Raw genomic sequence first — 14,410 nt, forward strand, 5'->3', positions numbered from 1 at the left:
GACGAATTATTGAATTTTAGTATATCTGGGCTTCTGCAGTGATGGATAAACCAGCCTCCGCATTCACCTGAACAAAACTGACTTTCAAGCCATTAATAGTCATTTGTTCTGCATGCATTACTATTTCATTCACAATAATGTTATCGTAATCTCCGTAAAAACATACCTCCCAGTTTAATGATTGTGCAGATTTGTTTGTTAATACTGATTTTTGAACACCGACATGTTCCAGGTCAATACAATAGTCGCCAAACCGAACATTATTAACTTTAACGGCACCAATGTCCTTTGGTAATCTTGCCAACGTTTTTACCTGACCCGTATTAGCATTTGGATCAATTCCCATCAGCCCTTCCACTGTTTGTGAAACGATGGTATATGATATTTCGGGATAATCACCATTGGTGCCCTGAGAAGGACGCTCGTGTGGAAGATCTTTAACAGACAAAATATATTTCATCCACTTCCAGGCTTCATCGCTCCAATTGTAATGGAAATACATATCAGGCAAATAAGTATAGGCTTCGATATTGGGAGGAGCCGTTGGCGTTGTTCCTATCCCTTGTCCTAAATTATCTGCAATAAACTGCAGATAATCATCATTTCGCTTACCGGGGTCTGTGATTAATTTCAAAGGCATAAACCACGAGTTCTCTTTACCAAAACCGGTTAATCTCACCCCTTCTTTATTTAACCCTCGTGCATATGTACCATCATCTGCTACGCTCCACTCATTGTTAAAATAGTCTTTAAGTGCTGCTGATTTATCATACCATAGCTGAGCTTTACCTTCTTCACCACGGGCCATCAACATATGCGCATAGGCCAAGGTTGCCTGGTATTGACAAGCAATGCCATCGCCTGCTTCAATCGGGTACTCGCCCCGTTCGTTATAGGTACAGCTACCTGCCCATATACCACCTTTACCTTCGGCAACACCGTTGTTATTGGTATCATGTAAAGTAATAAAGTCCGTTAAGGTTCGGGTATAGAAATTCCAAAGTACAGAATCCCTTATGTACCGTTCATCTCCACTCCAAAGGTATTGCTTAAAAGCCTTTTCTATCAGCTCAAACTGAGCAGGCAATTCCTTCACAAACTTTTTCTCGCTTCTGTAATCAATGTGGTGTGGCGTTCCATCAAAATTAAATGCCCACAGTGTCCACCAATCTCTTGCTTCGGTAGAGTTAGCTGCAAACGCGTTAAACATGGTGTAATTTTCATCCCATAATCCAACAATTTGAGCACCAACTGCCTGATGAACAAAGTCTCTACTATAGAAAGCTGTACGATCATAATACCCGGCCCAATAAGATGGAATATATACAGCAGTGCCTGTTCCATCAGGGGTTCGTTCATCCTTATTGACTAATCCGGTTTTGCCAGTCATCACAAACTGACTGGTTTTATGCACGGCCCAGTTGAATCCTTCTTGTAAAATAGCATTGTCAGATTGAAGCGACAGATCCACTGTTGCACATGTTATCTCTTGCTTCGAATCACTTTGTCGATATCTGCAACCTGTAATAATTATAAGTGCCAAAAGGCCAATCAATTTTATTTTCATTTTTGAAGCTATTTAGCCGATAATAAGATGACTACACAATGTATTCATTTTCTACTTTTCATCTTAACGGCATTGTATTCAAAGGGCCTTAACTTTATAAAGTGTAAGGCACCCCGGAGAATATCCGGGATACACTTACTGTGGTTCCTATTTACCAATTAGGGTTTTGCTCAATCCGCCCCTCGTTTTGATCCATCTCATATTGCGGTATTGGCCACCAGAAATAGTTCTCGGCAACAATCTTACGCGCGCTCGCATCAATAACCGGTTTAACAACATCAACTGGTTCGGTCAGGTTATTGCCATCCTCATCCACAAATTGACGGTATTCAATACCCTCAACAGGCTCTTTCATAACCTCCTCAAAAATTCCCCATCGACGAATATCATAAGGACGCATTCCTTCTAAGGCCATTTCTACACGCTGTTCGTTACGAATAAGTTCCAATAAACTTCCGTTATATCGGTTTGTAATCACGTCATCAATATTATTTGTATTGCCGGCCCGATCTCTAATTGCCTGAATCAGACTACGTGCTTCACTTTCGTTCTCCCCCAAAACGGTTAATGCCTCAGCTCTAAGCAGCATCACCTCTGCCAGTCGCACTAAAACCAAATTGTTATAAGTGTCCCATGTATTTGGTTCGGCGAAATTCTTCTTTGTATTAAATCCTGTAGGTGTCTTATTCCATTCGCCTCCGCCTCCTTCGCCAAATACATCACCTTCAACAACCCAACGATCATTCAGGTCAGCATAATCACGGTCAGGATGAAACTTTCCATCTAATACATTATTGGGGATAGTGTTGTAATAACCCCAGCTAAACTCCATACCCGGAGCATAAATAGAAGCTTTAAATCGAGGGTCTTTATTTTCATACGGGCGATATTCCACTTTCGGGGCAATATACTCATAGGCATCAACCAGAGACTTAGTTGGTACAACAACGCTGTATCCCCAAACTGACTGCGGGTAATTTTCACCCCACCAGTTTTTAAACTCAACGTTATACATACGTAACAAGATGGTTTCATTCAACTTCTCATTGTCCATTGTAAACAGATCCTCGTAATTATCAGTCAGAGAATATTGCATTTTCAAGACTTCTGCCGTTTCATCTCTCACTATCTTATAATACTCATTATCATTAAGGTATCCGGCAGCTGATGCGGCAAAGCGTGCTCTAAAAGTACGAGCGGCTGCTTTACCGATAATAGATTTATTTTCAGGATAATCAGGTAAGCCTGGAATAGCTTCCTCCATTTCCATTAAAATAAAATCAAATACTTCCTTTGGATTTGCAGCTTGCTTAACACTCTCGGCCTGCTCTACGGTTGAAGGAGTCTCCAAAATCATCATTGGACGACCAAACAAACCAACTAATTCGTAGTAATAGAAGGCCCGCATAGTTTTAGCTTCTCCTAAAATACGTGCTTTCTCATCTTCCTGACCATTTGCTGCCCAGTCATAGTTTCCAATGTTTTGGATAATGGTATTAACACGCTGTATTGACACATAACACTCATACCACTTATTACCTGGAAAATAGGAAAAGCTTGATGCATTGCCATGTCCCAGTTCATATCCACGGTTCCAACCATGCGTCGTTATAGCATTGTCTGTGGTTGATTCCATCCAGTGATACCTGCCTGAAGAGTTCCAACGGGCATAAGCAGCTACCAGAGCCTTATCAAAGTCGGCAGGTGACGTAAAGAAATTTTCTTCGGTAATAATACCTTCCGGTTCCAGATTAATATTATCGTTGCATGCCTGCAGCCCAAGCAGGGCCATAAGTACAAACAGTATAGTATATTTATTATTTCTCATCTTAATTCTTTTTTAACAACTTATTTAAAAAGTTACATTCATTCCCAAAGAGATAATTTTGGTTGTAGGATATGATCTTACACGACCATCAAAACTTTCAGGATCGAGGCCTTGATCAAGGTTACTAATTGTAAATAAGTTTGTTCCTGAAACATAAATCCGCGCCTTTTCAATATTCACCTTCTCCAGAATACCAGACGGCAGGTTATAACCTAACTGCGCATTTTTCAATCGCAGGTAATTATTCTTTGTCAGGAAAAAATCGTTGTATTTAGTAAAGTTTCTGTCCGAAGCAGCCTCCAATCGAGGAATTGATGCGTTAGGATTTTCATTTTCAGGAGTCCAGCGATCGCGGAAGTGAATACCAGTAAAAGCACCATATGAAGGACCTTCGTACCACTCACCATAGATGTATGTATTAGCTCCTGTTGCCCCCTGGAAGAAAAGACTCAGGTCAAAACCTTTGTATTCAGCATTGAAGTTATATCCGAACGTAAACCTTGGAATATTGGAATGTAATATTTGACGATCGTCCTTATCAATTGCACCATCCCCATTGACATCAACAAACTTAATATCTCCAGGTTTCAGGCCATTGATACCCCTTGGATCTTCAGTAAAAGAGCTTTTGTATTCGGCCAGTTCTTCTTCGTTGGCAATTAAACCATCAGTCCGGAAGATATAATAAGCATCAAGTGCGTGTCCTTCCTTTTGCATTTTCCAGCCATCAATAAATTCATCATCACTTGCACGATCTATCCATTCATTTTTATTGTATGAAAAGTTGAATGTGGTAGTAAATCTAAAATCGCCATGACTCTTACGATAACCTAAAAGCGTTTCGAATCCACTGTTACGTACAACACCTGCATTTTGCTCTGGAGCACCAAGGCCAATGTAAGTAGGTATACCCAATGTTAAAAGGATGTCTCTGGTATCTTTGCGGTAATACTCCAGCTCACCAAACAATTTCCCGTTAAACAGCGAGAAATCAAGCCCAATATTGGACAACTCAACAGTTTCCCAACTAATATCAGAATTGGCCATGTCGTACTGAGTAACTCCCGTCACAAGGTTGCCATTCATCACGTTATCCTCAACGGCATATTGGGGCAGGTACTTAAATTCGCCAATTCGCTCATTACCCATTTGACCCCATGAAGCTCTCAGCTTAAGGTTGGTAATAAAATCTGCTGAAGTCATAAATTCTTCCTGAGAAATACGCCAGGCCGCAGAAACCGATGGAAATACTCCCCATTTATTGCCTTCTGCAAAACGAGATGAACCATCCCGACGCACATTGGCTTCAACCAGGTAACGCTCTTTATAGCCATAGTTAACCCTTCCAAAGAACGAATTAAGTCCATACTTAACCGGGTAATAACCATTGCGTTGAATATCGCTGTAAACGTATTGATATTCTGAATCACCCAATGAAATATATGGCATATCATCAGAAATAAGGTTACTTCTCGAACCTGTCAGATAGTGACTGCGATGACTGATTTGCTCTGCACCAGCAAGAATATTCAAATCATGAACACCATTGAAATTTTTGGTGTAATTGGCCAAAGCACGTAATGTTACCTGGTAGCTTGTAATGCGTCGATCCCACACACTACTTTGTGGATTCCAGGTATTAACGTAATTATCGTTTTCATCAAAAAACTTATGCGTCCGATTATGGTTTTTATCCATGGTCCAACCGCCATTAACCGCAGCAACACCTTTAACACTCAAGCCTTCCAGTAACTCATAGGACGCCTTCAACTGGGCATATACTTCATCTCTATTATAGTTCTGTGTACCTATAACGGAAGGATCCAGGTATGCAACCGGGTTATTATTCTGATCATCCAATGCATAGTTACCATTTTCGTATTGCACTGGTGTTGTGGGCACCATTGACCAGGCAGTTTTTTGGGCACTGCCAAGGCCGCCAGGCCATTCACGCTCCATATGACGATATTGTATATCTGCGCCTACGTCCATGCGCTGACCGATTTTAAAGTCGGTGTTTAAACGCATATTGTAGCGTTTGAAGCTTGTGTTATCAGTTAAACCTGGCTGATCGAGGTAATTCAGTGATAGCAGATATTTACCTTCTTCTGTACCTCCGCTTACCTTTATTGTATGCTCAGTAATGTAATTAGCATTGTAAATTTCGTCAGGATAAACCACATAAGGGTGTCCGTATGGATCGCTTCCTGACTCCGTTATTGTAATATCTTCTTCCGAAAAGATAGGTGAATTACCTTTGTTGACACTGGCTTCATTAACCATCTCCATGTACTCTCGGGCCCCAACCGCTTTAGGCTTTACGGCTCTGTCCTGCACACCTACATAGCCATCGTAAGACACACGCATCTTACCTTCCTTTCCTCTTTTGGTTGTTACAAGTATAACCCCATGGGCAGCTCTTGAACCATAAATAGCAGATGAGGCAGCATCCTTTAATACCGACACATTTTCAATATCGGCCGACGGAACATCACTTAAACTCATTTCGACACCGTCAACTAAAATTAAAGGATTAGAATTGCCTGTTGTACCAACACCACGAATAAAAATCTGAGGATCATCACCTCCGGGAGCACCACCCCTGTCAATTACCGTGATACCATTTGCCAATCCCTGCAAAGACTTAGAAGTATTAGGATTAGACACTTTGGCAATAGCATCTCCATCCACTTTAGCAACTGATCCTGTAAGGTTAACTTTCTTTTGTGCACCATAACCCACTACTACCACTTCATCCAATCCGGTTGTTTCTTCAATTAATGTGATATCAAGTTGGGTTCTGTCACCAACAACTATACTTTGCTCCTCAAATCCGATATATGAAAAAGTCAGGACGGCCTCTCTTACGCTCAGCTTAATAGAATAAGTTCCATCAATACCTGTTATTACCCCGTGAGTCGTATTCGCTTTTTCAAACACATTAACACCAGGCAACGGCTCGCCATTAACATCCATTACTTTCCCGGTAATAACAATTGCATCTTGCTGAATAGGTTTTATATCCGATGAAGTTTTCGGTACAATCACAATGTTCTCATCAATCATGCGGTAGGTCAAGTCGGTATGCTTCAGCACCGCATCCATAATTTCACCAATGGATGATGACTCTGCATTAAGGTCCACCTTTGTTTCTTTCGGAATCATTTCTGACTGAAAGAAAATATCTATTCCTGAGTTGTTTTGTATCATCTTTAACGCCTCCTCAACTGTAGCGTTCTTCAGCTTTAATGTAATGCTGTTCTTACTTTGCGAGTATGAACTGGCAGCCACATGCATAAATGATACAATTAAAAATAACATGGTTAGTCTCATAACCCTGACCAGTTTAGTTGTAGTTCTCCTCCTAAAGAGAAAACAACAGTTCCACTTTTTTTTCATAAATTTGAAATGTTAAATTACTAATATTGATGTCCTGCAAGACATCGTTATTTAATCGGGAGGTGTTGGTAGCACCTTCCGATTTTTATTTATCTCATACGCCTAATACTAATCTGTTGCCCTTTAACTTCGTACCTGACAGGAGTCATAGCTGCTATCAATTCCAGTGTTTCATTTAAAGAAGCTGATTTTTTAATGACACCATTGTAATGCTCGCCTTCAAAATCGGTTTGTTGCCAGTCAATCTCTACATCATACCATTTCTCTATCACATCTATGATATCAATAAATGGTGCATTTTCAAACACATACCTGCCAACTGACCATTGACCAATACGGCCCGCGTCTACACTTATCTGCTCCACATCCTGATTTTCCAAATCATAAACAACCTGCATGTCGGGCTTAAGGGTAATATGCCGACCATTTGATTCCCATCTAACAATTCCCTCTTCAAGGGTGGTAATAATTTTGGTCTCCCCAGGGTAGGCTCGTATGTTAAATATGGTACCTAACACACTAACATACTGCTGACCAGACTTTACTTTAAATATTAAATCCGGATTTTTAGTAACATTAAAATGGGCTTCTCCTGAAAGCTGCACATCCCTATTTTGCTTACCAAAGTTAGATGGTATGGTAAGGCTGGAACCTGCATTTAAAACAACATTTGAACCGTCAGACAATGTAAGTTCAGAAATTTGCCCTTCGGGTGCTGTGAATACATGTGCGCCACTTACCAACGAATTACTATCTGAGTCTGTTTCAACCAACTGACCAACAAAAAATGCTATAACCATAGCTGCTGCAACACCAGCTACACCAGCCAATTTCATAAAACTAGTTCTTCCGGCAGAACGAATTGGTAATCGCTTCCACTCTCTTTTCACATCATACTTGTGAACATCGGTTGTAAGGCCAGTATAATCCCAGATATCCTTCAACTGAATATACTGATGAAACAGCTCTTCGTTTTGCCTGAGCTGATATGAAACGTGGTCCATCTCATCAGCCGGGAGCTCTCCCTTAATATACTGTATCAATATATCTTCACTCATCTCCATTACTTCTGTTTTTATAGTATGTTCCGGTAATGGCGATTTACCCTACCTCTAAATGTGATTTTTTTTGAATAAATTGATTTTCCTTTGTTTTACTTATGGATTAAGTATATTTGAGGCCATTAGGGAATCCATGAATCCATCTGAAAAAATCATATTACAAGCCATCAGGAATGGCGAGGTGACTATCTACAAGGAGTTATTCTCCAAATATTCGAAGTCACTTTTTTACTATGCCTGCAAATTCATTGATGAGGATGAAGCGCGGGATGTGGTGCAGGATGTATTTATGGCCATCTGGACCCAACGCAGCACATTGGAGATTAATACTTCACTGAACAGTTACTTGTTTGGCATTACCCGCAATAAGTGCCTCAAACAATTGCAAAGAAAAGAACGAACAACAGATAGTGACCAGCTATCAATAAAAGAGGTTCAGCATTATGAAATGCAAAACGATGCCATCAGCAGTTTAATCGAGAAAGAGCTCAACGAGAAATACGAGGCTGCCCTTCAGCAGCTTCCGCCTAAATGCTTAGAGGTGTTTCTAATGAGCCGACGGATGGACCTAAAAAACAAGGATATAGCTGCACAACTGAATATTAGCGAGAAGGCTGTAGAAAAGCATATCAGTAAAGCATTGAAGCATCTTAAAAAAGAATTGAAGGACTACCTGCCATTATTGTATTATCTGGGGCAGTTTTGGGGATAAAAAAATCCCCGCCAAAGCCATTGACGAGGATAATCACATTTAAACGTACTATCAAAATCTTAGCGAACAATTATTTCTAAAGGACTAGCCAATGCTTTAGCTTGTTGCGTCAAGTGTTGTTCCCACTCTTTATTACTGGTAAACTGTTTACTGGCACTCCAGTTGAAGCCTGCAAAGAAGACCGCTTTACCGTCTATTACCTTTAAATGCATCAATGCATGACTCTCGTCTTTCACATCAGACTCAACCATGTCTGTACCTGCCAAATAACCTGGCTGTGCAATAATAGCACTGCTAAGCATCTCCCCTTTATGAGGTGTGTGGTAATTGATCCAGCCAGCTGGTTCATTGATACTAACCAGGCCTTCATTGTCGTGCAGCGTCAGTCCAACCGTCAGTGTATCTGTGCCTTCTACCTCAATTATATATTTGGTAAAATTACTGCCTAATGCAATACTAACATGCTTAGTTTCTTTAATCAATTGGTCATCGGCAGCATATGCCTCATACTCCAACACAAAATCACTCAGAACAGGACCATTATTCAGGACCTTGTAACTCGTAAAATTTTTTGATGTATATAGATGACCGTCAACCATGACACCAGTTCCGCCGCATCCACGGCTGGGCCCGACATGGTAGTTATCGAGTCCTTCACCATGGTCGATATGGTAATAGCCTGGCTCATCCACATTGCCCTGGTACCATTTGTTAATAATGGAATAATCCACCTTTTTTAGCCAGCAATCGACACCACTGGATAGCGTACCGCCCGGCTCGCCAGCTTCGGCCATTCGCTGTGCTTCGGGACCATAAGTACGAAAAGCCACCCGGTCGTTCTCCCATGCGAAATCATCAGTACGCTCAGGAGCAAAGCGGGCGAATGTTCTGATACTATCATCAGCATCTGCTTTTCCTCCTGTGGTAATCACAAACTGCTTTGATGCATTGGCTGGTAAATTGGCTAAAAATACTATCTCATCAGCTGCACCGTCTTCATCAATATCAATCAACTGACTTTTTATAATCTGATGGGAAACTTCATCTTTCACAGAAAAAACATCACCTTCCAGTTTGTTGTTGTTCAGGCTGATGGCGACCAGTTCATTATTTCTGTCTAACTCAGACGGGTTACTGACAGTTACCTGTAGCTGCCGCCGGCTGCAGCTGCTCATTACAAGCAGCACAACAACCGACAGAACTAAAACAAATTGCTTCATACCTATGCTTCAATATCGTTTTCGCCTTTCACATAGCCAAAGTTGGCCAAAATACCGCCATCGACATACAATATATGTCCATTAACAAATTCACTGGCTTTGGAAGCCAGAAAAAGGGCTGCATTACCAATATCTTCGGGCTCACCCCAGCGGGCTGCCGGTGTACGCATCATCACCAGGTCGTTAAACGGATGTCCGTCTTCACGAATTGGAGCCGTTTGCGAAGTCGCAATATAACCAGGGCCGATACCATTAATCTGAAGACCATACTTAGCCCACTCACAGCACATATTGGCTGTCAACAGCTTTAATCCTCCTTTAGCCGAGGCGTAAGCCGATACTGAGTTACGTCCATACACGCTCATCATAGAGCACATATTGATGATTTTTCCGGCACGCTTCTCAATCATGCCTGGCGCCACACGTTTAGCTACAATTAATGGTGCCACCAAATCCACATCAATCACCTGCTTGTAATCTTCAACAGGCATATCCAGTATTGGAACACGCTTGATAATACCAGCGTTGTTTACCAGGATATCTACCCCTCCAAGATCAGCTTCTATCTGCGAGATGGCTTTATCAACAGCAGCCTCATCAGTCACATTAAAAACCAGGGTATAAACATCGATACCATCTTGTGCATATTCTGCTTTACATGCTGCCAGTTTTTCTTCCGATAAGTCGTTTACACATACTTTAGCGCCAGCCTTGCCGAGTACTTTACCAATGGCCATGCCAATACCGTGTGTACCACCTGTAATCAGAGCTACTTTACCTTCCAGATTAAATAATTCGTTGATCATCTTTCCCTATTTTCTTTTCTTAATAATTGTAATCATCTCAAATTCGCCTTATCTCAGCTCGTCTGGCTGAATATGGTCCATATCGGTATAATCGAGGTTCTCACCTCCCATACCCCAAATGAATGAATAGTTGCTGGTACCAACACCTGAATGAATTCCCCACTCAGGTGAAAAAACCGCCTGCTCATTGTGCATAAACAGGTGACGTGTTTCCTGCGGCTCACCCATCAAATGACACACGGCCTGCCCTTGTGGCACTTCAAAATAGAAGTATGCCTCCATGCGGCGATCATGCGTATGGCTTGGCATGGTGTTCCACACCGAGCCTTCGTGCAACTCCGTCAGCCCCATCACCAATTGGCACGATTCTACAATACCCGGAACGATTAACTGGTAAATAGTGCGTTCGTTACTGGTGGCCTGCGAACCCATATTCAGAATATTGGCTTTTTCCTTATTCACAATGGTAGTTGGATACTCTTTATGGGCAGGTGTTGAGCTCAAATAAAATTTAGCCGGGTTGTTTTTATCAACACTTGAGAAAACAATCTCCTTGCTGCCACGGCCAATATAAATGGCTTCCTTAGCTGTTAGGGGATACTCTTTTCCATCCACCTTAACCACACCATCTCCGGCAATATTGATAACACCCAGTTCGCGGCGTTCGCAAAAGTACTCCGACTTAATGGCATCAATGGTTTCCATCGCCAAAGCCTGCTCCACCGGAAAAGCGCCACCTAAAATATAACGCTCATATTGTGAGTAGCTCAGGTTAATCTCGTCTTCTACAAAAAGAGTTTCTACTAGAAACTCTTTTCTTAATCTCTCTGTATCGTATTGTTTCACGTCACCCGGATGACAGGCCCTGCGACGATCGTAATTCACTGTTGTCATATCTTCTTTATTTATACTTATTCTTTTACTTCATTCAGGTTTTCGTCCAATTGGGTCATTTTTGGCATTAACAAGTGTACCAATCCCAGGATAAACAAATAGGCGAATCCGGCTATCATAAATGCCCAGAAATACCCGGTATTACCAGCCGTGTCAAGTACTGTACCCAACAGTTTATCCCCAACAATACCGGCCACTGCTCCAATCATACCGCCAATACCGGTTACTGAAGCTACTGCTTTTTTAGGAAAGACATCAGACACAAGGGTGAAAATATTGGCCGACCAGGCCTGATGACCTGCAGCGCCAATACCAATTAACACCACAGCCAGCCATTTGCTATCTGTAATAGCCACATAGCTTACAGGCAAAATGATTAGCGCACAAAGCAACAATGTCATCTTACGCGCTTTATTGGTTGTCCAGCCTTTATTCATAAAAGCTCCCGATAACCAACCGCCGAAGATACTGCCACCATCGGCCAGAAGGTACATAATCAGGAAAGGAATACCGATGTTCTTAATGTTCACATCAAAAGTATCGGCCAGGAACTTAGCTCCCCAGAACAGATAAAACCACCAGACGGCATCGGTAATTTTAGCTGTTGCAAAAGCCCAGGTCTGACGTTTTGGCAACACTTTTCTCCAGGCTATCTTCTCATCTGATTCGGCCGTAGTATCGGCGTTAATATAGACCAGCTCTTCCTTAGTCACATTCGGATGATCTTCAGGTTTTTTATACATCCGATGCCATAGAATAATCCAGATAAAACTCAAAACGCCTGTAAAAAGAAAAGGGATCTGCCAGTTTTGGCCAGTGTATTCGTCCACTATCCATCCAACAATAAATGGAGCCATAATGGCTCCAATGCTGGTGGCAGCATTGAATAAGCCTGTTGCAAATGCACGTTCTTTCTTAGGAAACCATTCAGCAACAGTTTTTTGAGCGGCTGGAAAATGTCCTGATTCACCAAAGCCTAATCCGAAACGGGCTGCCGCAAAACCAATAACACTAAAAGCAGGACGTACGGCCGCGTGCAGCATTCCAAACAAACTCCAGATTCCAATGGCCAAAGTATAACCCTTTTTGGTTCCTAAGCGATCGATGATCCCTCCCATGGTAAGCATCCCAATTGCATAGGCTACTTTAAAGGCAATCATAATGTTGGCGTAATCGGTGTTACTCCAATGGAACATTTTTTCCAGGGTTGGAGCCATTACCCCAATAATGCTTCGGTCGAAATAGTTAATGGTTGTAGCATACACCAGCATGGCCAGTATACGATATCTATACTTCGACACTTGTGTTGTTGATTTTGTCATGATAAAATATCTTAGTTTCTGATTTGTTCGATGGTGCTAATCAATAGAGTGACCTTCTGTTCAAGCATAGCCCAATCCTCCGCTTCCATAATGGATTTCGGAAACAGGTTGGATCCCATACCTACACAAGTCACTCCTGCTGCAAACCATTCTGATAAGTTCTCCTTATCACAGGTAACACCACCTGTTGGCATGACATCAGTCCAGGGCATTGGGGCTTTAACGGCCTTTACAAATGATGGCCCGCCAACCTCTGAGGCAGGAAATAACTTAATCACCTCGGCACCTAGTTCTTGTGCCATATTGATTTCAGAGATTGTTCCACAACCTGGCGACCACATAATCTTGTGCCGGTTACAAATGCGTGCCATGTTTTCATTCAATAGTGGTGAAACAATAAAGTTGGCGCCATTCTGGATATAGAGAGCAGTAGTAGCTTCTTCAACGATAGAGCCTGCTCCCAAAATCATTCCGGGTAATTCAGCCAGGGCATACTTATTCAGTTCGGCAAATAACTCATGGGCAAAATCACCCCGGTTAACAAACTCAAATACCCTGATGCCACCATTATAGCAAGCCCTTACCACTGCTTTACACACATCAATATCCTGATGAAAAAAAACTGGTACAACACCGGTCGTCTTCATCGCCTGAAACACTTCTATTCTTGAATATTTAGCCATTTATCTAGTCTGCTTTAATTGACCGAATCAGCGTGCAGCAACACTTTGGTTGCATGCACTACTGTTCAGTCCTCCTTCAAAAAACTATTATCTCGATACACGTCCTGAGGCATCGCCAGCCATCAGCTTTTCCACTTCTTCTACTGTCACAAGGTTGTAATCGCCTGGTATAGTATGCTTCAGGCAGGATGCTGCGGTAGCAAAGTCAAGCGCTTTCTGATCATCACCTTCATAGGTGAGCAGTCCATATATGAGTCCGCCCATAAATGAATCGCCACCTCCCACACGATCGACTATGTGTGTGATATCATAATCAGCTGCTTTAAACAATGTTTCGCCATCATACAGTACACCCGACCATGTATTGTGATTGGCATTGACGGAACCGCGAAGCGTAGTGATGACCTTCTTTACACGAGGGTACTGTTGCATGATTTGTTGTGATACACTGCGATAGGCTTCTGCTTCGACATGTCCACCCGTTACGTCAACACCTTCGGGATGGATGCCCAATACCATGGCTGCATCTTCCTCATTACCCAATACGATGTCGCAACCAGCTACCAAATCGGGCATCACTTCTGATGCCTTTTTACCGTATTTCCATAGGTTTTTCCGATAATTCAGATCACACGAAACAGTTACCCCCATACGGTTGGCCACCTGAATAGCTTCCTTGCAGGCATCGGCCGCACCTTGTGAAACGGCAGGTGTTATACCTGTCCAGTGAAAGAAGCTGGCATCTTTCAACACCTCTTCCCAATTAACCATCCCTTTTTGGATACTTGAGAATGACGAATGCGCACGATCGTAAACCACTTTACTGGCACGCGCCACAGCTCCTGTTTCTAAAAAATAAATCCCCAATCGCTCTCCACCATAAATAATTTGGCTGGTGTCCACACCATATTTGCGCAA

At 42.1% G+C, this 14,410-nt stretch carries 11 protein-coding genes; 1 reads left to right on the forward strand and 10 read right to left on the reverse strand.

All coding sequences use genetic code 11. The features are described from left to right. Positions 1-16 precede the first annotated feature (16 nt). From KEM09_RS04690 to KEM09_RS04705, 4 genes are all read right to left on the reverse strand, one after another. A complete protein-coding gene (locus tag KEM09_RS04690; protein ID WP_212226132.1) occupies positions 17-1,567 on the reverse strand; it encodes a hypothetical protein in 1,551 nt (516 codons plus the stop codon). Between the two features lie 151 nt (positions 1,568-1,718). Further along, on the reverse strand, positions 1,719-3,395 hold the full coding sequence (locus KEM09_RS04695; protein WP_212226134.1) for a RagB/SusD family nutrient uptake outer membrane protein: 1,677 nt from the start codon (positions 3,393-3,395) through the stop codon (positions 1,719-1,721). 24 nt (positions 3,396-3,419) lie between these two features. Then, the gene (locus KEM09_RS04700) at positions 3,420-6,728 is read right to left on the reverse strand and encodes a TonB-dependent receptor (RefSeq protein ID WP_212226135.1); all 3,309 of its coding nucleotides are present in this window, start codon (positions 6,726-6,728) and stop codon (positions 3,420-3,422) included. Positions 6,729-6,883: 155 nt separating this feature from the next. Further along, complete coding sequence (locus KEM09_RS04705) at positions 6,884-7,858, reverse strand: FecR family protein (RefSeq protein WP_212226138.1); 975 nt, start codon at positions 7,856-7,858, stop codon at positions 6,884-6,886. 64 nt (positions 7,859-7,922) lie between these two features. Between KEM09_RS04705 and KEM09_RS04710 the strand changes: the two genes are divergently transcribed. Beyond that, on the forward strand, positions 7,923-8,567 hold the full coding sequence (locus tag KEM09_RS04710; protein WP_212226141.1) for an RNA polymerase sigma-70 factor: 645 nt from the start codon (positions 7,923-7,925) through the stop codon (positions 8,565-8,567). 59 nt (positions 8,568-8,626) lie between these two features. On the opposite strand, the gene KEM09_RS04715 is transcribed toward KEM09_RS04710, so the two are convergent. The 6 genes from KEM09_RS04715 to KEM09_RS04740 all read right to left on the reverse strand — a co-directional run. Beyond that, a complete protein-coding gene (locus KEM09_RS04715) occupies positions 8,627-9,787 on the reverse strand; it encodes a DUF4861 family protein (protein ID WP_212226146.1) in 1,161 nt (386 codons plus the stop codon). Between the two features lie 2 nt (positions 9,788-9,789). Further along, complete coding sequence (locus KEM09_RS04720; RefSeq protein ID WP_212226148.1) at positions 9,790-10,593, reverse strand: gluconate 5-dehydrogenase; 804 nt, start codon at positions 10,591-10,593, stop codon at positions 9,790-9,792. Between the two features lie 48 nt (positions 10,594-10,641). Continuing rightward, positions 10,642-11,487 carry a 5-dehydro-4-deoxy-D-glucuronate isomerase gene (gene kduI / locus KEM09_RS04725; protein WP_244824838.1) on the reverse strand — a complete coding sequence of 282 codons (846 nt, stop codon included), beginning with the start codon at positions 11,485-11,487 and terminating at the stop codon, positions 10,642-10,644. Between the two features lie 17 nt (positions 11,488-11,504). Further along, the gene (locus tag KEM09_RS04730) at positions 11,505-12,809 is read right to left on the reverse strand and encodes an MFS transporter (RefSeq protein WP_212226150.1); all 1,305 of its coding nucleotides are present in this window, start codon (positions 12,807-12,809) and stop codon (positions 11,505-11,507) included. An 11-nt stretch (positions 12,810-12,820) separates the two neighbouring features. Further along, positions 12,821-13,492, reverse strand: coding sequence for a bifunctional 4-hydroxy-2-oxoglutarate aldolase/2-dehydro-3-deoxy-phosphogluconate aldolase (locus KEM09_RS04735; RefSeq protein WP_212226152.1), 672 nt, complete (start codon positions 13,490-13,492; stop codon positions 12,821-12,823). Between the two features lie 87 nt (positions 13,493-13,579). Continuing rightward, a partial coding sequence (locus KEM09_RS04740) for a sugar kinase (protein WP_212226160.1) occupies positions 13,580-14,410 on the reverse strand: 831 nt, incomplete at its 5' end.

Origin of the sequence: Carboxylicivirga mesophila (assembly GCF_018271975.1) — a bacterium.
Classification (GTDB): Bacteria; Bacteroidota; Bacteroidia; order Bacteroidales; family Marinilabiliaceae; genus Carboxylicivirga; species Carboxylicivirga mesophila.

Bases quoted from the DNA above. Each gene is read 5' to 3' on its own strand.
- KEM09_RS04690 (WP_212226132.1), bottom strand. From the start codon at position 1,567: ATGAAAATAAAATTGATTGGCCTTTTGGCACTTATAATTATTACAGGT.
- KEM09_RS04695 (WP_212226134.1), bottom strand. From the start codon at position 3,395: ATGAGAAATAATAAATATACTATACTGTTTGTACTTATGGCCCTGCTT.
- KEM09_RS04700 (WP_212226135.1), bottom strand. From the start codon at position 6,728: ATGAGACTAACCATGTTATTTTTAATTGTATCATTTATGCATGTGGCT.
- KEM09_RS04705 (WP_212226138.1), bottom strand. From the start codon at position 7,858: ATGGAGATGAGTGAAGATATATTGATACAGTATATTAAGGGAGAGCTC.
- KEM09_RS04715 (WP_212226146.1), bottom strand. From the start codon at position 9,787: ATGAAGCAATTTGTTTTAGTTCTGTCGGTTGTTGTGCTGCTTGTAATG.
- KEM09_RS04720 (WP_212226148.1), bottom strand. From the start codon at position 10,593: ATGATCAACGAATTATTTAATCTGGAAGGTAAAGTAGCTCTGATTACA.
- kduI (WP_244824838.1), bottom strand. From the start codon at position 11,487: ATGACAACAGTGAATTACGATCGTCGCAGGGCCTGTCATCCGGGTGAC.
- KEM09_RS04730 (WP_212226150.1), bottom strand. From the start codon at position 12,809: ATGACAAAATCAACAACACAAGTGTCGAAGTATAGATATCGTATACTG.
- KEM09_RS04735 (WP_212226152.1), bottom strand. From the start codon at position 13,492: ATGGCTAAATATTCAAGAATAGAAGTGTTTCAGGCGATGAAGACGACC.